This window comes from Mycobacterium sp. ACS4331 (genome assembly GCF_001667265.1).
Taxonomy (GTDB): Bacteria; Actinomycetota; Actinomycetes; order Mycobacteriales; family Mycobacteriaceae; genus Mycobacterium.
Genome location: NZ_LZHW01000015.1, coordinates 27,271 through 52,598 on the forward strand (window position 1 = coordinate 27,271; position 25,328 = coordinate 52,598).

General features: G+C 68.8%; 20 protein-coding genes and 1 pseudogene. 10 read left to right on the forward strand and 11 right to left on the reverse strand.

The window, feature by feature from the left end; translation table 11 throughout:
* Positions 1–35: 35 nt before the first annotated feature.
* Both A5727_RS05240 and A5727_RS05245 read right to left on the reverse strand, forming a co-directional pair.
* Positions 36–911 (reverse strand): sulfite exporter TauE/SafE family protein, encoded by an 876-nt coding sequence (locus A5727_RS05240; protein ID WP_068245674.1) that lies wholly within the window; start codon positions 909–911, stop codon positions 36–38.
* Positions 899–1,507 (reverse strand): rhodanese-like domain-containing protein, encoded by a 609-nt coding sequence (locus tag A5727_RS05245; protein ID WP_068245677.1) that lies wholly within the window; start codon positions 1,505–1,507, stop codon positions 899–901. Before A5727_RS05245 ends, A5727_RS05240 begins: the two co-directional genes overlap by 13 nt.
* Positions 1,508–1,692: 185 nt before the next feature.
* Between A5727_RS05245 and A5727_RS05250 the strand changes: the two genes are divergently transcribed.
* Together A5727_RS05250 and A5727_RS05255 are read left to right on the forward strand one after the other, a co-directional pair.
* The gene (locus tag A5727_RS05250; RefSeq protein WP_068245681.1) at positions 1,693–3,072 is read left to right on the forward strand and encodes an MBL fold metallo-hydrolase; all 1,380 of its coding nucleotides are present in this window, start codon (positions 1,693–1,695) and stop codon (positions 3,070–3,072) included.
* A gap of 15 nt (positions 3,073–3,087) precedes the next feature.
* Positions 3,088–4,281, forward strand: coding sequence for an NAD(P)/FAD-dependent oxidoreductase (locus A5727_RS05255; protein WP_068245682.1), 1,194 nt, complete (start codon positions 3,088–3,090; stop codon positions 4,279–4,281).
* Between the two features lie 26 nt (positions 4,282–4,307).
* On the opposite strand, the gene A5727_RS05260 is transcribed toward A5727_RS05255, so the two are convergent.
* Together A5727_RS05260 and A5727_RS05265 are read right to left on the reverse strand one after the other, a co-directional pair.
* Positions 4,308–5,357: an LLM class flavin-dependent oxidoreductase gene (locus tag A5727_RS05260; protein ID WP_068245683.1), complete on the reverse strand. Its 1,050-nt coding sequence runs from the start codon at positions 5,355–5,357 to the stop codon at positions 4,308–4,310.
* A gap of 88 nt (positions 5,358–5,445) precedes the next feature.
* Positions 5,446–6,258 carry a uracil-DNA glycosylase gene (locus A5727_RS05265; protein WP_068245685.1) on the reverse strand — a complete coding sequence of 271 codons (813 nt, stop codon included), beginning with the start codon at positions 6,256–6,258 and terminating at the stop codon, positions 5,446–5,448.
* An 80-nt stretch (positions 6,259–6,338) separates the two neighbouring features.
* On the opposite strand from A5727_RS05265, the gene tap reads away from it, so the two are divergent.
* Positions 6,339–7,565 (forward strand): multidrug efflux MFS transporter Tap, encoded by a 1,227-nt coding sequence (gene tap, locus A5727_RS05270; protein WP_068245688.1) that lies wholly within the window; start codon positions 6,339–6,341, stop codon positions 7,563–7,565.
* Here the strand turns inward: tap and A5727_RS05275 are convergent.
* Positions 7,528–8,175 carry a winged helix-turn-helix transcriptional regulator gene (locus tag A5727_RS05275; RefSeq protein WP_068245691.1) on the reverse strand — a complete coding sequence of 216 codons (648 nt, stop codon included), beginning with the start codon at positions 8,173–8,175 and terminating at the stop codon, positions 7,528–7,530. The genes tap and A5727_RS05275 overlap by 38 nt on opposite strands.
* Positions 8,176–8,250: 75 nt before the next feature.
* Here A5727_RS05275 and A5727_RS05280 point away from each other — a divergent pair, with 75 nt between their 5' ends.
* Genes A5727_RS05280 through A5727_RS05300 form a run of 5 tightly spaced genes read left to right on the forward strand, consistent with a single transcriptional unit; the run spans position 8,251 to position 12,768 of the window.
* A complete protein-coding gene (locus tag A5727_RS05280) occupies positions 8,251–9,012 on the forward strand; it encodes a maleylpyruvate isomerase family mycothiol-dependent enzyme (RefSeq protein WP_068245694.1) in 762 nt (253 codons plus the stop codon).
* Between the two features lie 9 nt (positions 9,013–9,021).
* Complete coding sequence (locus A5727_RS05285) at positions 9,022–9,483, forward strand: DUF3237 domain-containing protein (protein WP_068245704.1); 462 nt, start codon at positions 9,022–9,024, stop codon at positions 9,481–9,483.
* A gap of 26 nt (positions 9,484–9,509) precedes the next feature.
* Entirely contained in the window at positions 9,510–10,877 is a 1,368-nt protein-coding gene (locus tag A5727_RS05290) for an FAD-binding oxidoreductase (protein ID WP_068245709.1), read from the forward strand.
* A 44-nt stretch (positions 10,878–10,921) separates the two neighbouring features.
* A complete protein-coding gene (locus tag A5727_RS05295) occupies positions 10,922–12,160 on the forward strand; it encodes a cytochrome P450 (protein WP_068245712.1) in 1,239 nt (412 codons plus the stop codon).
* On the forward strand, positions 12,160–12,768 hold the full coding sequence (locus A5727_RS05300; protein WP_068245715.1) for a TetR/AcrR family transcriptional regulator: 609 nt from the start codon (positions 12,160–12,162) through the stop codon (positions 12,766–12,768). The genes A5727_RS05295 and A5727_RS05300 overlap by 1 nt, the downstream gene beginning before the upstream one ends.
* 10 nt (positions 12,769–12,778) lie before the next feature.
* On the opposite strand, the gene A5727_RS05305 is transcribed toward A5727_RS05300, so the two are convergent.
* The 3 genes from A5727_RS05305 to A5727_RS05315 form a co-directional block, all read right to left on the reverse strand.
* Positions 12,779–13,504: a siderophore-interacting protein gene (locus tag A5727_RS05305; RefSeq protein ID WP_068245718.1), complete on the reverse strand. Its 726-nt coding sequence runs from the start codon at positions 13,502–13,504 to the stop codon at positions 12,779–12,781.
* A gap of 149 nt (positions 13,505–13,653) precedes the next feature.
* On the reverse strand, positions 13,654–14,802 hold the full coding sequence (locus A5727_RS05310) for an acyltransferase family protein (RefSeq protein WP_068245723.1): 1,149 nt from the start codon (positions 14,800–14,802) through the stop codon (positions 13,654–13,656).
* A complete protein-coding gene (locus tag A5727_RS05315; RefSeq protein ID WP_068245727.1) occupies positions 14,799–16,649 on the reverse strand; it encodes a DEAD/DEAH box helicase in 1,851 nt (616 codons plus the stop codon). The genes A5727_RS05310 and A5727_RS05315 overlap by 4 nt, the downstream gene beginning before the upstream one ends.
* A 72-nt stretch (positions 16,650–16,721) precedes the next feature.
* Here A5727_RS05315 and A5727_RS05320 point away from each other — a divergent pair, with 72 nt between their 5' ends.
* Positions 16,722–17,288 (forward strand): LppP/LprE family lipoprotein, encoded by a 567-nt coding sequence (locus A5727_RS05320; protein WP_068245730.1) that lies wholly within the window; start codon positions 16,722–16,724, stop codon positions 17,286–17,288.
* Between the two features lie 30 nt (positions 17,289–17,318).
* Complete coding sequence (locus A5727_RS05325; RefSeq protein ID WP_068245733.1) at positions 17,319–20,816, forward strand: TM0106 family RecB-like putative nuclease; 3,498 nt, start codon at positions 17,319–17,321, stop codon at positions 20,814–20,816.
* A 981-nt stretch (positions 20,817–21,797) separates the two neighbouring features.
* Here the strand turns inward: A5727_RS05325 and A5727_RS05330 are convergent.
* From A5727_RS05330 to A5727_RS05340, 3 genes and pseudogenes are all read right to left on the reverse strand, one after another.
* Positions 21,798–23,210 (reverse strand): annotated as a pseudogene (locus tag A5727_RS05330) (DHA2 family efflux MFS transporter permease subunit); the annotation flags it as partial.
* A 59-nt stretch (positions 23,211–23,269) separates the two neighbouring features.
* Positions 23,270–23,854 (reverse strand): PadR family transcriptional regulator, encoded by a 585-nt coding sequence (locus A5727_RS05335; protein ID WP_068245736.1) that lies wholly within the window; start codon positions 23,852–23,854, stop codon positions 23,270–23,272.
* Positions 23,855–23,967: 113 nt separating this feature from the next.
* Positions 23,968–25,197: a multidrug effflux MFS transporter gene (locus tag A5727_RS05340; RefSeq protein ID WP_231991961.1), complete on the reverse strand. Its 1,230-nt coding sequence runs from the start codon at positions 25,195–25,197 to the stop codon at positions 23,968–23,970.
* Positions 25,198–25,328: the final 131 nt, after the last annotated feature.

Genomic DNA, 25,328 nt, shown 5'->3' on the forward strand with positions numbered 1-25,328 from the left:
ACCCATGGTACCGGCGGGGGTATTCCCGGCAAGGCTCACGCTGGAGCATTCGGACCCGGCCATACGTGGGACAGCCACCGCAGCGGGCACAGTCCACGGCGCGCACATGTCCAGGCCATGACCGCGGCCAGGGCAGTCGCGCCGCCCGCCACGGCACCCACGACCGGATGGATCTCCTGGGCCAGGATGACTGACGCCATCACCAGCACGAACCAGCCGAAGGCACGGCGCAGCACGTCGGGGCTGATCAGCGCGGTCAACCGCGCGCCGACCAGTGCACCCGCCACGGCCGCGGCCGTCACGCCAAGTGCCACCGGCCAATCGACGGCCACGCTGAACAGATGCCCCGCCAGACCGGCGAAGGAGTTCATCGCGATGACGATCAGCGATGTCCCGACGGCGACGGGCATCGGCAGTCCGCCGAGCAGTGCGAGGGCGGGCACCACCAGGAAGCCACCCCCTGCGCCGATCATGCCGGTGACCAGGCCGACCGCCAGCCCCTGTGCGATGACCTTCAACACCGGCAGTCGACGCGCCGCCGCACCCGCCTGCACCTCCCGGCGACCACGCAGCATCGGGATCGCGGTGGCCACCATCACGACAGCGAAGGCGATCAGCAGCACCGTGCCCGGAATGAACGTCGACAGCACGCCGCCGCCGTAGGCGCCGACCATCCCGGCCAGCCCGAAGATCAGGCCGGTGCGCCACCGCACCCGGCCCGCCCTGGCATGCGAGATGGCGCCGACGGCACTCGTGACGCCGACCACCAGAAGCGAGGTGGCGATCGCCTCTTTGGGCTCCATGCCCGCGACATAGGCCAGCAGCGGGACGGTCAGGATCGATCCCCCTCCGCCGAGCAGTCCCAGCGTGATGCCGATGAAGACGGCGAGGATCAGGGTCAGCGCGAACATGGTTGCGCCATCACGTTTTCCGCCGGACAGTCGCCGATGAGCTGGGCGACGACCGACCGGGCATCGCAGCGCGCCCCGCGGTTGTAGGGCAGCTTGGCAAGGGCCATGCCCATGGCGCAGGTGTTGGTCACCGCCGCGAAGGTCAACCCACCGCCGACCGCCCCGGCCAGCCACTTGAGCTTGGGAGCGGCGATGCTGCCCAGAATGCTGGTCAGCACGATCGAACCCGCCACCAGCCGGACTTGGCGTTCCAGGTCCCAGCGCTGCGCCCCGCGGTTGACCGCGAATCCCTGGGCCTGCCAGGCCATGATGCCGCCGTCGAGGATGTGCACGTTGGACAGCCCCGCGTTGCGCAGCGTCTCCTCGGCCTGGGCGGCGCGCTGTCCTGATCGGCAGACCAGGATGACGTCCTCGGCGAGATGGCCGGCGATCTCGTCGCGATGCTCCCGCAGCAGGTCCAGCGGGACGTTGTACGCGCCGGCGATGTGGGCGGACTCGAACTCAGCGGGAGTTCGAACGTCGAGCACACGCGGCGGAGCCGGCGAGGCCAGCAGGTCGCTGAGGCGGTTCGAATCGACGACGGAGGGTGCGGTCATGTCTTGTCCTTTCGGCCCAGGGCCCGTGAGTCTCATACCCATGGGGGTATCGTTTGGCACCCATGATAGGCATACCCAGAGGGGTATCGGCAAGTGTGTTCCACAATACCCCCAGGGGTACTTGACATACCTAGGGGGGTATCTGCACAGTGGATGTCAACGGCTCTCTCGAAAGGACGCCAACGATGAAGTTCATCCAGTACTACTTGGACTGCCTGTCCCACGCGTCGTACCTGATCGGCGACGAGACCACCGGACGTGCCGTGGTCGTGGACCCACAGCGCGACGTGGCCGAATACCTCAGCGACGCTGAGAAGTTCGGGCTCACAATCGAATTGGTCATCGAGACCCACTTCCACGCCGACTTCCTGTCCGGCCACCTGGAACTGGCGAAGGCCACCGGAGCCAAGATCGTCTACTCCTCGGTCGCCGAGACCGAGTTCGAGTCGATGGGCGTGGCCGACGGGCAGCGGTACTCACTCGGTGAGGTGACGCTGGAGTTCCTCCACACCCCGGGCCACACCCCTGAGTCGATGAGCATCGTGGTCTACGAGCACGCGGGTGACGACGTGCCCTACGGCGTGCTGACCGGTGACGCCCTGTTCATCGGCGACGTGGGCCGGCCCGACCTGCTGGCCTCGATCGGGTTCACCCGCGAGGAGTTGGCCGACAAGTTGTATGACTCACTGCACAACAAGCTGATGCCGCTGCCCGACGCCACCCGGGTCTACCCGGCGCACGGCGCCGGTTCGGCCTGCGGCAAGAACCTGTCGACGGACCTGTGGTCGACGATCGGCGAGCAGAAGGCCACCAACTACGCGCTGCGCGCCCCGGACAAGGCCACGTTCATGGAGTTGGTCACCGAGGGACAGCCGCCGGCACCGAGTTACTTCGTCTACGACGCGATCCTCAACCGCAAGGATCGTGGGCTGTTGGATGAGAACCAGCTGCCGACCGCGATGAGCTATGAACAGGTCCGCGACGCGATGGCGGCCGGTGCGGTCCTGGTCGACGGACGTGGGCCCGAGGAGTTCGCGCTGGGGCATCTGCGCGGTGCGGTCAACATCGGGCTCGAGGGCCGCTACGCCGAATTCGCCGGGTCGGTGGTCCCCACGGACGTCGACATCGTGCTGTTCGTCGAGCCCGGTCAGGAGCTGGAGGCCAAAACCCGGCTGGCCCGCATCGGTTTCGACCGGGTGATCGGCTACCTGGAGCGGCCGTTCGAGGCGATGTTCGACCACCCCGACGACGTCCAGATCGCCTCCCGGCTGACGGCCACCGCGTTCGACCAGCGTGCCGCTGAGTTGGCGAACCTGCAGATCGTCGACGTCCGCAACCCGGGCGAGGTCGCCGCGGGCACCATCCCAGGTGCGATCCCCATCCCGGTCGGTCAACTGCCGAGCCGGCTGGGCGAGCTGGATCCCACCCGCCCGACCGTCGTGTACTGCGCCGGCGGCTACCGGTCCTCGGTCGCAGCAAGCCTGTTGCGGCACAACGGTTTCGCTGATGTCAGTGACATCCTGGGCGGCTTCGGCGCCTGGGACGACGCCCGCCAGAACGCCTGAGAGGAGCAGAGGATCATGACCACCGGAAAACATCGAATCCTGATCGTCGGCGGCGGAACGGCCGGCATCTCGGTTGCCGCCCGCCTGTTGCGCAGGGGCCACACCGACGTCGCCGTCATCGAACCGTCGGAGGTGCACTACTACCAACCGCTGTGGACGCTCGTCGGCGGCGGCCAGGCCAAGGCCTCGACCACCGCACGCCCCGAGGCCTCGGTCATGCCCAAGGGCGCGAGGTGGATCAAGAACGCCGCGGCCGCTGTCGACCCCGACAACAACACCGTCACCTGCACCGACGGGGCGACCTACGAGTACGACGTCCTGGTGGTCTGTCCCGGGATCCAGCTGGACTGGGACCGCACCGAGGGACTGTCCGATGCGCTCGGCAAGGACGGGGTGTCATCGAACTACCGATTCGACCTGGCACCGCGAACCTGGGACTTCATCCGCAACCTGCGTTCGGGCACCGCGGTGTTCGGCATGCCGTCCGGTCCCATCAAATGCGCCGGTGCGCCGCAGAAGATCGCCTACCTGGCCGCCGATTACTGGCGATCCCAGGGCGTGCTGAAGGACATCGACGTGCACCTGGTGGTGCCGACGCCGCGACTGTTCGGAATCCCGGCGATCGCCGACAGCCTCGATGCGATCGCCGCCGACTACGGCATCACGGTGCACACCGAATCCGAGGTGACCTCCGTCGACGCGGCCGCACACAAGGTGGGCGTCACCTCCGGCGGAGGCGGATCGTCGATGTTGCCCTATGACGTCCTCCATGTGGCGCCGCGCCAGTCCGCACCGGACTGGATCAAGGCCAGCCCGCTGTCCACCGGCGACGCAGGAGGCTACGTCGAGATCGACAAGCACACCATGCAGCATGTGCGCCATCCCAACGTGTTCGGCCTCGGTGACGCCGGGTCATCGCCGAACTCCAAGACCGGCGCGGCGATCCGCAAGCAGGCCCCCGTCGTGGTTGAGAACATCGAGGCACATCTGGCCGGGCGACCGCTGACCGCCAGGTACGACGGCTACGGATCGTGCCCGATCGTCACGTCCTCGCACGACATGCTCCTCGCGGAGTTCGACTACGACCTGAACCTGAAGCCGTCGTTCCCGGTGTTGAACCCGACGACGCCGCACCGGCCGTACTGGTACCTGAAGAAGTACGGGCTGCCGTTCATGTACTGGAACCTGATGCTCAAGGGCCTGGCCTAGAACAACGGCTCAAAACCACTCGGGGGCTAGAACAGTTCCTTGGCCAGCAGTTCCAACGTGGTGGTGCGGGCGGGTGCGGTGGCCGGGTCGGTGCCGCGGCGCGCCGACCCGACCGGGTTGACCATCACCTCGTCGACGCCGAACTTCTCGGCCAGCTGACGCAGCTGATCGGCGGCCTCGGCGGGCGCTCCGACGATGGCCTTGGCTCGGCCCACGTCGACGATCGCCTGCTCCTGCGGGGTCAGCGTGGTGACCTGCGCGTCCTCGACCAGGTCGAGTGCGGTCAGGGGCTGCCCGGTGCGCAGGCGCGCCATCATGAGCAGATTCGGCAGCAGCAGTTCCTCGGCCTCCTCGCGCGTCGCCGCCACCGACGCGTTGACCGTCAGGAACGTCACGGGTTCGCTCGCCAGATCGCTGGGCTGGAACTCCGCGCGGTAGATCTCGAGCGCCTCGTCGGTGCCGTGGCCGGCGAAGTGGTGGGCGAACACGTACGGCAGGCCCTTGGCGGCGGCCAGGTGCGCGGAGTACATCGAGGACCCGAGCAGCCAGATCCGCGGCTCGCTGACCGCTTCGGGGGTGGCCTTGAGGATGTAGTCGGGCCGGCCCAGGTGTGCGGGCAGGTCGACCCGGACGCCGCGGGCACTCATCATGGCCGCGATCTCGTCGAGGTACTGCGGGAACTTCTCGACATCGGAGTCGTCCCGGCCCGCGGCACCGCGCAGCAGCACTGACGTCACGGGATCACTGCCGGGGGCACGCCCCAGGCCCAGGTCGATACGGCCCGGCGCGGCGGCCTCGAGCAGCGCGAACTGCTCGGCGACGGCCAGCGGCGCATGGTTGGGCAGCATGACACCGCCCGATCCCAGCCTGATGTGTTCGGTCTGCGCGGCCAGGTAGCCGATCAGCACCGGCGGGCTGGTGGCCGCGACGGCCGGCATGTTGTGGTGCTCGGCGAGCCAATACCGGGTGTACCCGAGCTGGTCGGCGGTCTGGGCGAGCCGAACCGTGGCGGCCAGCGCATCGGATGTGGTCTGGTCGGTGCGCACCGGAACCAGATCGAGGACAGAAAGACGCATAACGCCTCCAACGCTACGCGTGGCCCATCGCTTCCGTGATTTCGGCGCGCTTGCATGCGCTGAGCGCCGGTGTGCGCGCCGAAATCGCTCAGATGCCGGCGCGGCGGCGGGCGTCGGCGAAGACCTCGTCGAGCATGGCCGGAGTCAGCCGCCCGGTGAACATGTTCTGCTGGCTGGGGTGGAAGCACCCGAGAAGCTGCTGTCCGGACGGCAGCGTCACGACGGCACCGTGCCCGAACTTCGGTCTGCGACCCGCGATCTGATCCGCGAGCAGGCCCAGCGCGACGTTCCAGGCGAACCCGCCGAGCGCAACGATCACTCGAACCTCGGGGGCGACCATCGCCCATTCCGCGCGCAGCCAGGGTGCACACGTGTCGCGTTCGGCCGGGGTCGGGGCGTTGTCCGGCGGCGCGCACCGCACCGGCGCACTGATTCGAATCCGGTTGGCCCGCAGCCCGTCTCCCGAGTCGACGGACGCCGCCTGGTTGACCAGTCCGGCACGGTGCAGGGCCGCGAACAGCTGGTCACCGGACCGGTCGCCGGTGAACATCCGGCCGGTCCGGTTGGCGCCGTTGGCCGCCGGGGCCAAACCGACGATGAACAGCCTCGGTCGCACCGAACCCCACCCGGGGACGGGTCGGCCCCAGTACGGCTGATCGGCGAACGCACGCCGTTTCACCACCGCCACCTCCTCACGCCAGGCGACCAGGCGCGGGCAGGCCCGGCACACACTGACCTCGGCGTCGAGATCTCTGAGGCGCTGCGCCTCGGCCGCCAGCCGGACGACGTCGTCCGCGTCACCGGCCACGGGCGTGGCGCCGGTGGCCGGGTCCCCGGGCCAACGAGTCCCGGGCGGCACGGGCGAAGCAAACCTGCGTCCGGTCCGGGGGTGAGGCAGCACCAGACCATGGTGCCCGACACGGGCGCTGCACTGGGCGAAACCGCCGGGCGACGGTCGGCCACGCTCTAAGATTGCCCGCCATGGTCGGCGGCAGACGTGTTCCCTTGGCGCTGATCCTGTTTGCCGCCCTGATGGCCGGGACCGGTAACGGCATCACCATCGTGGCGTTCCCCTGGCTGGTGCTGCAGCGCAGCGGATCGGCGTTCGAGGCGTCGCTGGTGGCGATGGCCGGGACCCTTCCACTGCTGGCGGCGACCCTGATCGCCGGTGCGGCCGTCGACTACATCGGCCGGCGCCGGGTGTCGATGCTGGCCGATCTGCTCTCCGGCCTGTCGGTGATGGCGGTTCCGGTGATCGCGTTGGTGTTCGGAGTCGACGCGGTCAACGTCGCGGTGCTCGCGGCGCTGGCCGCACTCGGCGCCTTCTTCGACCCGGCCGGGATGACCGCGCGCGAGTCGATGCTGCCCGAGGCCGCCGGCCGCGCCGGCTGGACGCTGGATCACGCGAACAGCGTCTATGAGGCGGTGTTCAACCTCGCCTACATCGTGGGCCCCGGCATCGGCGGCCTGCTGATCGCCACCATCGGTGGCATCAACACAATGTGGGTGACCGCGGCGGCGTTCTTCCTGGCCATCGTCGCCATCTCGGTCCTTCGCCTCGAAGGCGCGGGCCGGCCGGATCGCACCAAACTGCCCGAACGGGTGTGGCCGGGCATCGTCGAGGGCATCAGGTTCGTCTGGAACAACAAGGTGCTGCGCACCCTGGCGTTCATCGACCTGACCGTGACGGGCCTGTACATGCCGATGGAGTCGGTGCTGTTCCCGAAGTACTTCACCGACCGCGACGAACCCGCACAGTTGGGCTGGGTGCTGATGGCGCTGTCGATCGGCGGACTGATCGGCGCACTCAGCTACGCCGTGCTGTCGAGCCACCTCAAGCGGCGCACCACGATGCTGATCGCGGTGCTGACCCTCGGCGTGGCGATGACGGTCATCGCGTTCCTGCCGCCGCTGCCTCTGATCCTGGTGCTGTGCGCGATCGTCGGCTTCGTCTACGGCCCTATCGCACCGATCTACAACTACGTGATGCAGACCCGCGCTCCGGCGCATCTGCGCGGGCGGGTGGTCGGCGTGATGGGATCGCTGGCGTACGCGGCGGGACCGCTGGGGCTGATCATCGCCGGCCCCCTGGCCGACACCGCGGGACTGCAGACCACCTTCCTGGCGCTGGCGCTGCCGATGCTGTTGATCGGCCTGCTGGCCCTGGGGCTCAAGTCCCTGCGCGAGCTGGATCGAACACCCGACTGAGCTGGCGCAGTGCGGCGGGCTCGCCGTCGACGGACAGCGCACCCTGAGCCTGAAGCTGCACCGCGCGAACCGGATCCATTGCCGCCATCAGGGTTTCGGCATCGCCGGTGAGCGTGACATCGGCGGGAGCGTCGTCGTCGAGATCATCGATGCGGTGTTCACCGATGTGCAGCGTCCGCGTGCCCTCGGGCGTCACCAACCGCAGCGTCAGGTCCACTCCCCCTCGATCCGGTCGCACGAACGCGCGGACGGCACGGCCCAGCCACTGCGGTCGCACGACGTCGCCGGGTGCGCGCGACTCCAGCAGGCGCCGACCCCACCGCGCATAGGCGTGCACAACATCCTCGAGTTCGCGCCCGACGTCGGTGAGTTCGTAGACGCGTCCAGTGGCGGGCTTCGGCAGGTCGCGGCGCTGGATCAGCCCCTCGGATTCCAGGTCGCGCAGGCGGCCGGCCAGCATGTCCGTGGCGATGGGCGCGAGTGCGGCCAACAGGTCGTTGTAGCGCTGGGGTCCGTCGAGAAGTTCACGGATCACGAGCAGCGTCCACCGATCCCCCACGATGTCCAGGCTCTTGGCCACCGCGCAGTACTGGGCATAGGACCGCACCATGCCGCCATCGTAGCCCAACTTGGATTGTCCAAGTTTTTACTTGTTTTTTCCAAGTTGTGGATTTAGCGTCGACCCATGGACCCCTCCTCCGCCACCACCACCGCGATCGGGCTGATTCACCAGTTCGCCGACACCCTCGACACCCTGGGCCCAGGCCAGTTCCGCAGCCCCACCCCCTGCGCGGGGTGGACCGTCGAGGACCTCGCGGCCCACGTCGCGACCGGACTCTTCACGGCCGCCGAGGCCTTCCACCGGGCCCGCTTCGGCGCACTGAGCCCACCCTCGAAGATTTCCGGCCCGATCCCCTCCGACGCGCTGGCGGATCGGATTCGGTTGGGCGCCAGCCACCTTCGCGAAGCCCTGGACCGCGGGCCACGAACCTGGCCCGACATCGGACTGCGGTTCGGGCGTTATCCCTTCGCGGCGGCACTGCAGTGCCTGGTCATCGAGTACGGCGTGCACTGCAACGACCTGACCCGAGCGACCACGGACCCCGCAGCACCGTTCCCCCGCGCCGCCGTCGATGCACTGTTCGGGTTCGGTGCGCAGTACCTGCTGCTGCAGGCCGAGCCCCTCGAAGCCCCAGAAATCCCAGAAGCCCCAGGGACCCCACCCATGAAGTACACGCTGCGAGCGCCCTCGGCCACCATGACGATCGCCTGGGACGGCGCACGGTGGCGCGAGGGCACCGGTTCGGATGGACCCGGTTGCACGATCTCCGGGTCCGATGACGACATCGCCCGGTTGATGCTGCGCCGAATGGACGCCGACGAACTCGATCTCGACGACCCCCACGCGCTGGCGTCCGGGTTCGTCACCGCAATCCGACCGCTGTAGGGAGCCGAAATGCACTGCACAACACCACAACTCACACCGCTGGCGGACATCGCCCTGTCGATCTCGGCCGTCCACGTCGACACCTCACCGCTGGGCACCAGACTCACCTATGTGATCGGCAGCGGACGCTGCGACGGGCCCGCGCTCTCAGGCGAGTTCCTGGCCGGCGGCGGCGACTGGGTGCTGCTGGGCGCCGACGGCGTCTCCCGACTCGACGTGCGCGCGACGCTGCGCACCGACGACGGCGCCCTGGTCCACGTCACCAACATCGGCCGCGTTCGAATGGACGCGGGAGAGATCGACAGGTTCCGCGCCGGTGAACTGATCCGGCATGACCAGATGTACGGCCGCTCCAGCCCGCTGTTCGAGACCGGCGACGAGCGCTACGCCTGGGTCAACGGCACCTACACCGTGGCCGTCAACGAGGTGTCGCTGACCGAGGTGAACTACCGGGTGTTCGTGGTCGGGTGACCCACACCCGTACGTAGGATCAAGGCGTGTCTTCGTCGGCGATCACCCTCCTGAGCTCACAACTGCCCGATGGGGTCGTCGTCACCGACCCGGACATCCTGGCGTCCTACCGGCAGGACCGCGCGGCCGACCCCGACGCGGGCACGCCCCTGGCGGTCGTGCGCCCCACCCGCACCGAAGAGGTGCAGACCGTGCTGCGCTGGGCCTCCGAACACCGGATCGCCGTGGTGCCGCGCGGTATGGGCACCGGCCTGTCGGGCGGTGCGACAGCGGTCGACGGCGGGATCGTGCTGTCCACCGAGAAGATGCGTGACATCACGGTCGATCCGGTGACCCGTACCGCGGTGGTGCAGCCCGGCCTGCTCAACGCCGAGGTCAAGAAGGCCGTCGCCGAGTACGGCCTGTGGTATCCGCCGGACCCGTCGTCGTTCGAGATCTGCAGCATCGGCGGCAACATCGCAACCAACGCCGGCGGGCTGTGCTGTGTGAAGTACGGCGTCACCACCGACTACGTGCTGGGCCTTCAGGTCGTACTGGCCGACGGCACCGCGGTGCGACTCGGCGGCCCTCGCCTCAAGGACGTCGCCGGCCTGAGCCTGACCAAACTGTTCGTCGGCAGCGAAGGCACCCTGGGTGTGATCACCGAAGTCACCCTCCGCCTGCTGCCGCCGCAGCACCCGGCCCACACGGTCGTCGCGACGTTCCCCGACGTCCGCGGCGCCACCGATGCCGTTCTGTCGATCACGGCGAAGATCCGGCCCTCGATGCTGGAGTTCATGGACAACGTGGCGATCAACGCCGTCGAGGACAAACTGCGCATGGGCCTGGACCGCTCCGCGGGCGCGATCATGGTCGCGGCATCCGACGACCGCGGAGGGTCCGGCGCCGACGACGCCGAGTTCATGGCGCAGGCCTTCCGCGACAACGGCGCCGCCGAGGTGTTCTCCACCTCCGACCCCGAGGAGGGTGAGGCGTTCGTCGCGGCCCGGCGGTTCGCGATTCCCGCGGTCGAAGCCAAGGGATCGCTGCTGCTCGAGGACGTGGGGGTGCCACTGTCGGCATTGCCCGACCTGGTCACCGGAATCGAGAAGCTGGCCGCCGAACGCGATCTGATGATCTCGGTGATCGCCCACGCCGGCGACGGCAACACCCATCCGCTGATCGTGTTCGACCCCGCCGATGCGGACATGGCCGAACGGGCACAGCAGGCGTTCGGCGACATCATGGACCTGGCCGTGCGCCTCGGCGGCACCATCACGGGTGAACACGGCGTCGGCAGGCTCAAGAAGCCCTGGCTGGCGGGGTACCTGGGGCCCGACGCGCTGGACCTCAACCGCAGGATCAAGGACGCGCTGGATCCCGCGGGGATACTCAACCCGGGTGCGTTGATCTGACCGACATCGTTGACACCAATGCGGCCATGTCGTATTCATAAGACATGACAGCTTCGGTGTCTCATTCGGCACGAGCGCAGTTCCACCTGGCCACCGCCGAGACCTGGGCGGACCCATGGCCGATGTATCGGGCCCTTCGAGACGTCGACCCCGTCCATCATGTGACACCCGCGGATCGCCCGGATCATGACTACTACGTGATGTCCCGGCACGCCGACATCTGGGCCGCGGCCCGCGATCACGAGACCTTCTCCTCCGCCCAAGGCCTGACGGTCAATTACGGAGAGCTGGAAATGATTGGCCTGCAGGACAATCCGCCGATGGTGATGCAGGATCCGCCCGGGCACACCGAGTTCCGCAGGCTGGTGTCCCGAGGTTTCACTCCGCGCCAGGTGGAGGCCGTGGAGCCCAAGGTCCGCGAGTTCGTCGTCGAGCGGATCGAACGCCTGCGCGCCGACGGTGGCGGCGACATCGTCGCCGACCTGTTCAAACCGCTTCCCTCGATGGTGGTGGCGCACTATCTCGGTGTACCCGAACAGGATCAGGACAAGTTCGACGGCTGGACCGACGCCATCGTCGCGGCCAACACCACCGAGGGCGGAATCGGCGGCGCGTTGGAGACGCTCGGCGACGCCCTGGCCGAGATGATGGGCTACTTCACGGCGCTGATCGAACGACGGCGCACCCAACCGGAGGATGACACGGTCTCACACCTGGTGGCCGCGGGCATCGGAGCCGACGGCGACATCGCCGGTGTGCTGTCGATCCTGGCCTTCACGTTCACCATGGTCACCGGCGGAAACGACACCACGACGGGCATGCTGGGCGGGTCGGTGCAGTTGCTGCACCGACGCCCCGACCAGCGCCGCCTGCTGGCCGAAAACCCCAGCCTGATAACGGATTCCGTCGACGAGTTCCTGCGCCTGACCTCACCCGTGCAGGGGTTGGCGCGCACCACCACCCGCGACGTCACGGTCGCCGACACCACCATCCCGGAAGGACGGCGCGTGCTGCTGCTCTACGGGTCGGGCAACCGCGACGAACGCCAGTACGGTCCCGACGCGGGCGAACTCGACGTCACGCGCCGGCCACGCAACATCCTGACCTTCAGCCACGGCGCGCACCACTGCCTGGGCGCCGCGGCGGCCCGGATGCAGTCCCGCGTCGCCCTGAGTGAACTGCTCTCGCGCTGCCCGGATTTCGAGATCGATGAGGACGCCGTGGTCTGGGCCGGCGGCAGCTACGTCCGTCGTCCACTGTCCGTTCCGTTCACGGTGAAATGATGGCCGGCAACAACTGGCTGGCGTCGCGGCGCAGCGAAGTCGCCGTCGACCGCATCCTCGACGCCGCGGGTGAGCTGTTCGCCAAACGGCCCGCCGCATCCGTCGGCATGCATGAGATCGCCACTGCCGCAGGCTGTTCGCGCGCCACGCTGTACCGGTACTTCGAAAACCGTGAGGCGCTCTACACCGCCTACGTGCACCGCGAGGCGTACGGCGTGCACCACGAGATGCTCGAACGCATCCGAGACCTCGATGATCCGCGGGACAAGCTCATCGAAGGCTTCCTGGCCTCGCTGCACCTGGTGCGCAGCAGTCCCGCTCTGCAGTCGTGGTTCTCGGCCGGCGATGCGCCGATCGGCGCCGAGATCGCGGAGTCGTCCCATGTGATCAAGGCCATGAGCGCGGCCTTCGTCGAGTCACTCGGCCCGGGCGACGATCCGGCCACCGTCGACCGCAAGGCGCGGTGGCTGGTCCGGGTGCTCACCTCACTGTTGATCTTCCCGGGTCATGACGATGCCGACGAGCGCTCGATGGTCGAGGAGTTCCTGCTGCCGATCGTCACCCCGACGCGGCAGTCGGCCGAGGAGTCGACGCAGGCGACCCAGTAACCCTGTGCTGTCAGGCGACCCAGTAACCCTGCGCCTTGATCGACCGGCGCGGAATCGCGTAGTCCTCGCGGAACACTCGCGCGACGCCGCGGGTGGTGCGGTTGTCACACGCGACCCAGCCGAAGTGGTCGGAGGCGTCGAACGCCGACTCTCGGACGGCCTCGACGAGACCCCGTCCGGCATCGGTGCGGTCCACCCAGATGACGTCGACCTCCCCCGCGCCGGTGTTGACCGGGAGATCGCGATCGTCGTCATGGGCGGCCTCGAGGAACACCCACGCCGGGGTTTCGCCGATCGCGTCAAGCAGCGAGTTGATGGCGGGCAGAGATGCGGTGTCCCCGGCGATCAGGTAGCCGGCCGGCGCCGGCGTCGGCAGTTCGAAGCTGCTGCCGAGCACCGTGACCTCGAGGGTGTCGCCCGGTTCGGCGCCGCGGGCCCACCTGGTCGCGATGCCGTCGTGCAGCGCGAAATCGATGTCGACGGTGCCGGCCTCCGGATCGGGGTTGACCAGCGTGTAGCCGCGCTGATGGGATCTTTCGCCGTCCGGGAACCAGCCCCGGATCCACATCGTCGGATGGACCGCGCGCTCGGCCAACAGGTTGCCGGCATCGAAACGCAGGCGCAGGTAGTGCGGGCCGATCTCGGTCCGCCCGGTCACGGTGAACTCGTAGTCACCGCCTCGCCACAGCTTGATCAGCGTTCCCGTCAGGCCGCGGGAGGGTGTGGTGTCAGTCATGGGAACCCTTTCTGCAACTTAGGTAAGGGTACCCTCATTTCATGTCGGGTTGGCGCCGAGATTGCACCCAGGGCTGTGGTCCGAGCTTGCGCACGACCCTCCGTGCAATCTCGGCGTCAGCCGGCTGAGTCGCCGAACGCTTCCGGTCGTCAGTCGCCGCGGACCCGCGTGAACCGGTGCAGAAGCCAGGCCACCGGAATCGTCAGCGCCATCGTGGCGACGAACAGTCCCGCCATGGATCCGGTGTAGACGGGCTTGTGCAGAATCTCGACCATCGCGATCTCCATCAGCACCAGATGCACCAGGAAGATCTCGTAGGAGATCTCCCCCAGCCACACCATGGGCCGACTCGCGAGGAACCGGTTGTACCAGCCGCGCTGATCCCCCAGCCCGGGCGGAGCGATGACCAGCACCGCGATCACGCCGTAGAACACCGACTTCATGATCGCCTCCAGCGTTCCGGTGGGCGACGTCGTGGGCTCACCGGCGATCGGCGTCGAGGCGATCAGATAGCAGATCACGGCCAGGGGCACGGCGACGAACCCGTAGCAGCCGACACCCATCGACTGGAGCACCGCCAGCGCCATGCCGCCCACGAACCACAGCAGATACCCCGGCAGCCACAACCGGGCGCCGTCGGGCAGCCAGTCCACGGTGTGCACGAGCCAGAGCCAGGCCGGCGACACCAGCGCCAGCACGGTCAATGCCCCCAACAGCAGGCCCGGTCGCCACGCCCGCCGGCACAGCACCACGAGCAGCAGGTAGGCCAGGCCCGGGAGCACGACGTAGAAGGACACCTCCACGGCCAGGCTCCACATCTGCGTAAGCCCTTGGTGCAGATACGAATACACGTAGTTGTCGGTGTACAGCTGAGTCAGGGTGAGATTGCGGAACAACCCCATCCACGTGTGGCCGGGGTTGGGTCCCGCCGTCCGGAAGTGATAGATCAGGTAGGCCAGCAGCACCGTGACGACGTAGGCCGGCATGATGCGCCGCACGCGATGCCACGCGTACCGGCGCACCGACGGCGCCGGCCCGCCCCTGGCCGCCGCGCGCACCCAGGGCCGGAAAAGCAGAAAACCCGACAGCGCGAAGAAGATCGGCACGCCGATCTCCATGCGGGAGTAGATCAGACCCAGGTAATCCTCGGTGTATCGCCCCGTCGTGTAGGCGGCGTGGGTGAGGACCACCAGGATGGCGGCGACGGCCCGAACACCGGTCAGCGAGGCGGTCCGCCTGGTGGGGTGGGAGACGGACTCCAGGCCACCCTGCTCACCGCGATAGAGCGACTGGGTCATTGCTCTTTTCGAGGCTTATACGCCTTCTGATAGGGCTTCTTGCCGGACTTCTTGAAGTCACCGTCGCGCTTCTTGAAGTCGCCGTCACGCTTCCGGTACGAGCCGCCGTCGCGTGACCCAGTTCCGTCATCGGGCCGCAGATTGATGAGCATGCCCTGGATTCGGGTCTTCTCAAGCGCTTTGAGGGTCTCCCGGGGCAGCTGGGGGGGAAGCTCCACCAGGGAGTGATCCATCTTGATGCTGATGTGCCCGAAATCACTGCGGTGCAGGCCGCCCTCGTTGGCGAGCGCTCCGACGATGGCGCCGGGCATCACCTTGTGCCGCTTGCCCACGTCGATGCGGTACGTGGCGAACCCGCCGTCACGGCGCATGGGCCGGTCGGGCCGCGGCGGGCGGTCCGGCCGGTCCCGGTCGTCGCGGCGCCGCTTGTCCGGTGGCGGTTCCGACATCAGGAACTCTTCGCCGTTACGGGTCTGCAGAGCCAGCGCGGCCGCGATGTCGGCCATCGGCACGTTGTTCTCGCGCTCGTAGTCCTCGATGAGCCTGCGGAACAGCTCGAGGCCCGGTGCGCTGAGCGCGTCGGTGATCGAGTCGCGGAACTTCGCGACCCGCTGCTCGTTCACGTCGTCGACGCTGGGAAGTTCGATCTCGACGACCTTGGACCGGGTGTGCTTCTCGATCGCTTTGAGGAGATGGCGTTCCCGCGGGGTGACGAACAGCAGCGCCGAGCCGGACCGCCCGGCACGCCCGGTCCGTCCGATGCGGTGCACGTAGGACTCGGTGTCGTTGGGGATGTCGTAGTTCACCACATGGCTGATCCGCTCGACGTCCAGGCCGCGGGCCGCGACGTCGGTGGCGATCAGGATGTCGAGCGAGCCGTCCTTGAGCGACGCGATGGTCCGTTCCCGCGCTGCCTGCGGGATGTCACCGTTGATGGCCGCCGCGGCGAACCCGCGGGCCTTCAGTCGGTCGGCGACATCCTCGGTGGCCTGCTTGGTGCGGACGAACACGATCATCGCCTCGAACGGCGTCACCTCGAGGAAGCGGGTCAGCGCGTCCAGCTTGCGCGGCCCGGCCACCTGGATGTACTTCTGCGAGATGTTCTCCGCGGTCGCGGTCTTGGCCTTGACCGTCACCTCAACCGCGTCGTGCAGGTACTTGGTGGTGATCTTGCGGATCGCCGGCGGCATGGTGGCCGAGAACAGGGCCACCTGCTTGTACTCGGGGGTGTCGGCCAGGATGCGCTCGACGTCCTCGGCGAAGCCCATCTGCAGCATCTCGTCGGCCTCGTCGAGCACCAGGTAGTCCAGGTGCGAGAGGTCCAGCCGGCCCTTCTCGAGATGGTCGATGACGCGGCCCGGCGTGCCGACCACGATCTGGGCCCCGCGTTTCAGGCCGGCCAGCTGCGGGCCGTACGACGACCCGCCGTAGATCGGCAGCACGTTGATGCCGGGCAGGTGCGCGCCGTAGCGGCCGAAGGCCTCGGCGACCTGCAGCGCGAGCTCACGGGTCGGCGCCAGCACCAGGGCCTGGGTGGCCCTGCTGGCGGTGTCGATCTTGGACAGGATCGGGATGGCGAACGCGGCGGTCTTGCCGGTGCCCGTCTGTGCCAGGCCGACGACGTCGGAGCCCTCCAGCAGCGCGGGAATGGTCGCGGCCTGGATGGCCGACGGCGACTCGTAGCCGACGTCGGTCACCGCGCGCAGCACGGCCGGGTTGATGTTCAGGTCGGCGAAGGTGGGTGAATCGGGCGCGTCGGAGTCATCCGACGGCGCCGGAGACGGCTCGGAGATCGAGGCGGAGCCCTCGGTGGATACCCCGGTCTGGTCCGGGTCGGCGGTGGTCATCGCCCCTAAGTCTAAGGCCGCGCGATGTATGCGCCTGCCAGGTCGGCCGAAGCCAGCCGGTAGCCTGCCCGTGTGTTCGCCGTACCTCGATCGGCAGTCGGGTTCGCAGCGGGAGCCGCTGCGCTGTGTGCACTCACCGCGTGCGGATCCGGCGACTCGACGGTCGCCAAGACCCCTGAGCCGACGGCGCCCTCGCCGGTCAGCACGACCGCGGCCGCGCCACCGCCCCTGACCACCACTCCCGAGCCCGCTCCGGCCGACCCGTGCGCGGTCAATCTCGCGGCACCGGCGATCGCCAAGGCGGTGTCCGAACTGCCGCGCGACCCCCGCAGCGGGCAGCCGTGGAACACCGAGCCGATTGCGGGCAACTACAACGAGTGTGCCCCGCTGTCTGCGGTGATCATCGAGGCCAACACCAACGCCGAGAATCCGAGCACCCGTGCGGTGCTCTTCCACCTGGGGAAGTACATCCCGACCGGTGTGCCCGACACATTCGGTTTCAACGCCATCGACACCACCCAGAGCACCGGCGACACCGTCGCGCTGAGGTACGCGGGCAGCATCGAGGGTCTGGGCGGTGTGGTGAGGTTCCGGTGGAACGGAAACGGCGTCGAGTTGATCGGCAACACGCGCGGCTGAGATGTCACCGCCCTGACCTACAGTGGGCCTGTGTTCGTCGCCGACGACCCAGCAGGCCCTTCGGTCATCTACAGCGCCTCCGACCTCGCCGCGGCGGCCGGTTGTGAGTACGCGCTGCTGAGTCGCTTCGACGCGAAGCTCGGACGCGGTGAGCCGCACGAGTCCGTCGAGGACGAAATGCTGGCCCGCACGGCAGAACTCGGCACCGAGCATGAGCAGCGGGTGCTCGCCGACCTGATCGCCACCCATGGCAGCGGCGGTCGGGGCGTGGTGCAGATCCCGTCGGCCGCGTACTCGGTGGCCGCATTGCGACGCGCGGCCGAGGCCACCGAGCAGGCGTTCGCGGCCCGTCCCGCCGTCATCTACCAGGCCGCGGTCTTCCACGGCCGGTTCGCGGGGTTCGCCGACTTCCTGATCCGGGACGGCGAACCGGACGATGCCGTGGCCTACCGTGTGGTCGACACCAAACTCGCGCGGCGCGCCAAGGTCACCGCGCTGCTCCAGATCGCCGGGTACGCGGACGCCCTCGCGGCGGCCGGCATCGCGGTGGCGCCGCGGGCGCAGCTGATTCTGGGCAACCGCGACGTGGTGGAGTATCCCGTCGCCGATCTGATCCCGGTGTTCCGGCGGCAGCGCGACAAACTGCAGACCCTGCTCGACGATCACCTGGCCTCCGGCGCGCCGGTGTCGTGGCGGGATCCCTCCGTCGGGGCCTGCATGCGCTGCGAGTTCTGTCTGCCCCACGTGGTGGAGGACGACGATCTGCTCCTGGTGGCCGGTATGCGGGTGACGCAGCGCGCGGCTCTGATCGACGCCGGCATCGACACGGTCGCGGCGCTGGCCGCCTCGACTCAGCCGGTGCCCGATGTCGCAGCCTCGACGCTGTCCGGTCTGCGCACCCAGGCGCGTCTTCAGGTGGCCCAACGTGACGCCGGCACACCGCAGTTCGAGATCGCCGATCCCGAGGCGCTCGGGGCGCTGCCGGCGAAAAGCCGTGGCGATCTGTTCTTCGACTTCGAGGGCGACCCGCTGTGGACCGACGACGGCATCACCTGGGGCCTGGAATACATGTGGGGTGTGCTCGACGTCCGGGACAACTTCCGGCCGCTGTGGGCGCAGGACCGACCGTCGGAGCGCAAGGCGTTCCTGGACTTTCTGGCCATGGTGCGCACGCGCCGCGACCGCCACCCGGACATGCACATCTACCACTACGCGGCCTATGAACGGTCGACGCTGCTGCGCCTGGCCGCGCGCTACGGCGTGGGTGAGGACGAGGTGGACGACCTGCTGCGGTCCGATGTCCTGGTGGATCTGTTCCCCATCGTGCGCAACAGCCTGCGGGTGGGCGCACCGTCGTATTCACTCAAGGCGCTGGAACCGCTGTACATGGGCGCCGAACTGCGTACCGGCGAGGTCACCAACGCCGCATCGTCGATCACGCAGTACGCGCACTACCGCACACTTCTGGACGCGGGCCGCGCCGATGAGGCCGCCGCGGTCCTCAAGGAGATCACCGACTACAACCTGTACGACTGTCGGTCCACCCGTCGCCTGCGGGACTGGCTGCTGCTGCGGGCCTTCGAGTCGGGGGTCACGCATCTGACCCGCCCGGGCGAGGGCGGTGAACCCGTTCCGCCCCTCGATGACGTCGCCGAGGTTCTGCTGGGCTTCGCCGGTGACGGGTTCAGTGCCCCGCGCACGCCCGAGCAGAGCGCCGCGGCGCTGCTGGAATCCGCCCGCGGCTACTACCAACGTGAGCGAAAGCCCTACTGGTGGGCGCACTTCCACCGGCTCAGTCACCCGGTCGACGAATGGGACACCTCCGGTGTCTTCCTGATCGAGGAGGCCGAGGTGGTGCAGGACTGGCACCTGCCGCCCCGGGCGCGCAAACCCCGTCGCCACGTCCGCGTCAGGGGCGTCCTGGAGGGCGGCCAGCTCGACGGCCGACCGCAGATCCTGTACGACCGTCCCGCACCCGCCGGACTCGACGACGAGCACCCCGATCGGCGCGCGTCCTGGAACGCCGAAGTCCTCGACGTCACCGATGTCGAAGGCGTGCCGGTCGAGGTGCTGATCTGCGAACTGCAGCCGGAATCCGGTCCGCATGACCACCTGCCGATGGCGCTGACCCCGGCCAGGCCGATCCGGACCGCCAAGATCGAGGAGTCCATCGCGGCCCTGGCGACCGAGGCCGCGCAGACGCTGTCGGCGGACCCACCCGTGCTCCCGCGTTGCGCGGTCGTCGACCTGCTGTGCCGGCGGCCACCGACCACCCTGAGCGGGGCGGATCAGCTGCCGCGCCTCGACAACGACGTCGACTCGATCACGGCGGCGGTGCTGGACCTCGACCGGTCCTACCTGGCCGTGCACGGACCGCCCGGCACGGGTAAGACGTTCACGGCCGCGCGGGTGATCGCCACGCTGGTCAACACGCACCGCTGGAAGATCGGTGTCGTGGCGCAGTCACATGCCGTGGTGGCCCACCTGCTCGACGCGGTGGACGCCGCCGGCGTCGACGCGGCCCGGGTGGCCAAGAAGGCCGGCCGCGACGGTCTGGCGGGGCGGTTCACCACCATCCCCGACTCGGGCTACGCCGATTTTCTGGACACCGACGGCGGCTGCGTGTTGGGCGGGACCGCATGGGATTTCGCGAACGACACCCGCGTCCCCCCGGCTGCGCTGGACCTGCTGGCCATCGACGAGGCCGGCCAGTTCTCGCTGGGCAACACCATCGCGGTGGCCAGGGCCACCCGCAGTCTGCTGCTCCTCGGCGACCCGCAGCAGCTGGGTCAGGTGTCGACCGGCAGTCATCCCGAGCCGGTCGACGAGTCGGCGCTCGGTTGGCTGATGACCGGCCACGATGTGCTGCCCGCCGAGTTCGGCTACTTCCTCGCGCGCTCGCACCGCATGCATCCCGCGGTGTGCCGGGCGGTCTCGGCCCTGTCCTACGAGAATCGCCTGCTGCCGCACCCCAGTGCGGAACGCCGCGGCATCGAAGGCCACGCTCCCGGTGTGCACACCCTGGTCGTCGAACACCACGGCAACACCGCCTCCAGCGTCGAGGAGGCTGAGGCGATCACCGCGGCCGTCACGGATCTTCTCGGTGCACCGTGGACCACCGAGGCCGGCACCCGCCCGTTGGCGGCCGCCGACGTCCTGGTGGTCGCGCCGTACAACGCCCAGGTGCTGACACTGCAGGGACATCTGGAGTCCGCGGGGCTGGGCGAGGTGCTGGTGGGCACGGTCGACAAGCTGCAGGGCCGGCAGGCCCCCGTGGTGTTCGTCTCGATGACGGCCTCGGCGCTGGACGACGTGCCCCGAGGAATGCCGTTCCTGCTCAACAGGAATCGACTCAACGTCGCGATCAGCCGGGCTCAATGCCTGACGGTGATCGTGCGCTCACCGGCACTGACCGACCACCTGCCGACCACGCCGGACGGACTGGTGGACCTGGGTGCGTTCCTGGCACTGTCACCGGGACAGCACCCCAGCGTCGGGGGTCCGCATTCGGCGATCGCAGGCGGTTGACCGCCGCGCGGCTGTGCATCGCCGCTGATCCCGCGTAAGGCGTCAGTCTCCGAACGGCCGCGAATGTCTGCCGTAACCGGCCGAATCGTCGGGGTCCTCACGGTAGTGCCTGCCGCGTCTCCCGGTGTCCCCGTCTGCGTCGGAGTTCGGAGGCTCGCTGCCGAGATCGTGCGGCGACCGGTGCCTGGACCCGTCGCCGTTGCCGCCCGACGGTGGCGGAGGCACGTATTCGGGCAGATCGAACGAGAACTCACCGCTGCGGTCCTCCTGTGGACTCGGCAGACCCTCGGCGAGGCTGTCGATCCGGTCGGAGAGCTGCTGAAAGCTGGCCGCGAGGAAGTCCCGGCGGTCACGAGGCGGGGGCGGCGGCAACGGTTGCATGCGGTCTTCACCCTCGACATGGAAACCGTTGTGCGCGTGGCCTATCGGCTCAGCCGCGGCATCGTCGGCGGATTCCTGATCGCCGAGCAGGGAGTGCCACGACTCGACCGGGGCGCTGTGCCACGCCTCCGCCGGCGCGGGACGCGGATGCTCGACGCGGATCGACAACGGCGAGGTGTCAGTCTCGTCGCCGGCGATGTCACCGAAGTCGGCGTACTCCTGATACTCCTCGGCGTCGTCGAAGTCGTCGAAGCCGTCATCCTGACCGTACTGGTCGCGTGGGTCGTCCCGGTCGGTCTCGTACTGGTACGGGTCGGTCCCCAAGGACCGATCGGCGGCGGAGCGGTTCGCGATGCCCGCCACCGGCCCATGGCCGAGCGTGAACTCGACGTAGGCGTCGTCGTCCTCGTAATCCTCGTAGTCCTCGCCGAACTCGGACAGATCACCGTGGTCGACGGGCAGTGGGCGCTGCGCTCGCCAGAACTTCTCGGATTCGTCGTCGAAGTCGTAGAACGACTGGTCGGAGTATCGGTCGGCGAAGCCCTCCGCGGGGACGTCGACGACGGCGGGCAGGACCTCGGTGCGCTGATCGTCGGGACCGGGCTCCGGCGCCATGGCACGGGCGGACTTCACGGTGCCGACGAGGAACAGCGCGGCCACGACACCGAACAGCGCGACGAACGCGGGCAGCAGCATCGACTGCGACAGGGCCGCGGAGAACGGCTCGCGCAGGAACTGCGGAAGTTGCTGCACGTCACCACCGGGCGGACCGCCTGCCTGACCGCCCGGCATCTCGGCGCCGATGCGCGCCGTCATGAACGCCGCGATGCCGGCGCTGCCCAACACGGACCCGACCTGGCGCGTGGTGTTGTAGACCCCCGAACCCGCGCCGGCCAGTTCCGGTGGCAGGTGTCTGGTGGCCGTGGCCGCCAGTGGCGCCCAGATGAAGGCCATGCCGACGCCCATCACGACCAACGGCACCACCAGACGCCAGATCGGCGTCGTCGGCGTCATCTCCACCGACAGCCACGTCAGGGCGACGGCCAGCGCGGAGAAACCGAAACCGATCACGGGCATAGGGTGCGCGCGGTCGACGATGCGGCCCACCAGCGGGGCCAGCAGGCCGGAACTGATCGCCATCGGCGCCGTCAACAGCGCCGACCGCGTCGGCGACAGACCGCACACCATCTGCGCGTAGAACATGACCGGCACGATCATGGCTGTCACGGCGAACCCGATGACCGCCACACCGACGTTGGACAGCGTGAAGTCGCGATCGGCGAAGATGCGCAGCGGGATCAGCGGTTCGTTGCGGTTGACGGCCTGCCAGTACACAAACGCCGCCATCAACCCCAGACCGGCGACGATCATGGTCCAGATCCAGCCCGACCATCCGCGGCTCTCGCCCTCCTGCAGGCCGAACACCACCAGGAACATCGCGGCGCCGGACAGCACGACGCCCAGCACGTCGAACCGATGCGGGGTGGTCGGCAGCGCCGGAACCAGCCACGCGGCCAGCGCCAGGCCGACGATCCCGATCGGGACGTTGACGAAGAAGATCCACTGCCAGCCGAGGTGATCGACCAGTACACCGCCGGCCAGCGGGCCCACCAGTGTCGCGACGCCGGCGGTCGCACCCCACACGCTCATCGCCACGCCCCGGCGTTCGGCCGGGAAGATCTTGGTGATGGCCGACAGCGTCTGTGGCGTCAGCAGTGCCGCGCCAACGCCCTGCACCACGCGGGCCGCGATCAGGGTCTGGACCGACCCGGACAGCCCGCACCACAGCGACGCCGCGGTGAACACGAACAGGCCGATCAGGTACAGGTTCTTCGGACCGAACTGGTCGCCGAGCCGGCCCGCGACCAGCAGTGGCACCGCATAGGCCAGCAGATACGCGCTGGTGACCCAGATGACCGCGTCGTAGTCGGTCTGCAGTTCGGCCATGATGCTGGGGTTGGCGACGGCGACGATGGTCGAGTCGACCAGGATCATGAAGAACCCGATCATCATCGCCCACAGGGCGTTCCACGGGTTGACCGGAGCCGTGGCGGTGGCAGTGGGCCTCAGGCTCACAGCACCACCTCACTGGGGCGGACCGCCTCGTCGCGCCAGCCGACCCGGCCGGACTCCAGGCTGTCGGCGAACTCCCGCAGCCAGTCGAGCTTGGTCCTGGTGGTCGCCGTCAGGTAGTCCAGCGCCGACAGGTGCATCGCGGGTGTGTCGCCGGACGCACTCCCGGTCGCCAGATCCGCGAGGTCGGCCTCGAGCGCGGCCACCCGACTGCGCACGGCGGCCACCGCGGAGGCGCGATCGAGGTTGTCGAGTTCGGCCAAGCCGGCCACGAACCGCGGAAACTCGTTCACCGGTGTGGCCACCAGATCCCGCACACCGGAGGTCAGCGCGTCGACGCCGGCCTGGGTGATCTCGAAGATCGTGCGTTCGGGGCGGTTGCCGTCCCGGCCGGTGGCCGTGGACCGGATCAGGTCCTCCTCGGCCAGTCGGGCCACCACGTGGTACAGCGAGCCCGGACGCACCTTGACGATGCGGGCGTCGCGACGGTTCGTCAGCGTCTGGAACATCTCATACCCGTGCATGGGACGTTGGCGCAGCAGGGCCAGCACCGACACACCCAGCGGAGTGAGCAGGTAACTCACGCGGTTGATCCCCCTCGGCCGACCGACTCCACCCACACGGACTATTCCGTGCGGAGTAATCCGGGCGACGATACGGACTCCCCCACCCCGCCACAACCGCGGAACCGCCGCGCTCAGGCCGCTTCGGCCGCCACATCGAGCTCGACCTCGGCGGATCGCGACGGCGCCACCGCCATCAGCAGCGCCAGGGCGACGGCGGCACTGACGAGCATCACCACGGCCAGCGCGCGTTCGTCGTTGCCGAGCACACCGACCAACGGCGCCACGACGGCGCCGAGCCCGAACTGCGCGGCCCCCAGCAGCGCCGCGGCCGTGCCGGCCGCCTCGTGGTGGGGGGACAGCGCCAGCGCCGGCGCGTTGGGCAGCACGAACCCCATCGCGGCGAGCACCGTCCACGCCGGAATCAGGAAGCCGTACACACCGCCGGCGCGCGCGACCGTCAACGCCGTGAAGACGAGCGCCGCCGCGACCGCCACGAGCAGTGCGCCCGTGACGATGCGTTGCGGCGAGAACCTGTTGAGCAGCACCACGTTGAACTGCGTCGCGCCGATCAGCGCGATCGCGCCCGCACCGAACACCACCGCGAACATCTGCTGGTCCAGGCCGTAGTGCCCCTGCAGCACGAACGCCGCTCCCGCGATGTAGGCGAACAGGCCGGCCATGCTCAACGCGCCGACCAGCACCAGCGTCATGAATCGCAGATCACGCAGCAGAGCCCAATAGGTGGCGGCGATCCCCGTGACCCGCAGGGGCCTGCGATGCGCGACGGGCAGTGTCTCAGGCAGCGCGAGGGCCGCCGTCAGCAGAAGCCCACCCGCCATGACGACCAGGGCACCGAAGATCCAGTGCCACGACGCCTGCAGCAGCACCACGGCGCCCAGCGACGGTGCCAGCACGGGTGCCACCCCCAGCACGAGCATCAGCCGGGACATCACCTTGGCGGCTGCCGAATCGGTGTAGAGGTCTCCGACCACGGCCACCGCGACGACCGCGGCCGCGGCCGCACCCATCCCCTGCAGCCCGCGTGCGATGCCGAGGACACTGATGTTGGGGGCGAACAGGCAGATCAACGAGGCCACCATGTGCAGGACGATGCCGCCCATCAAGGGCCTGCGCCGGCCCAGGGAATCCGACAGCGGCCCGACGACCAGTTGCCCCAGCGCCAGACCGGCCAAGGTGCCGGTCAGCGTCAACTGCGCCACTGACGAGCCCACACCCAACTCGTCGGCGATGCTCGGCAGGGCCGGCAGGTACATGTCGATGGTGAGGGGCCCCAACGCGATCAGCGCTCCCAGCACCACGATGATCCGAAGTCGGCTGGGTGCCAGCTGCGCAGAAGCCATAGAAACCAACAGCATGCCCACCGACCCGTTTCTTCCCGATCCGCGCCATCGTGACGGGAGTCACCACCGGGCACCCGGATCGCCGCGTCGTTCGTTGAGTGTTCGCTAGCCTTGAACCAGGGTCGTATCGC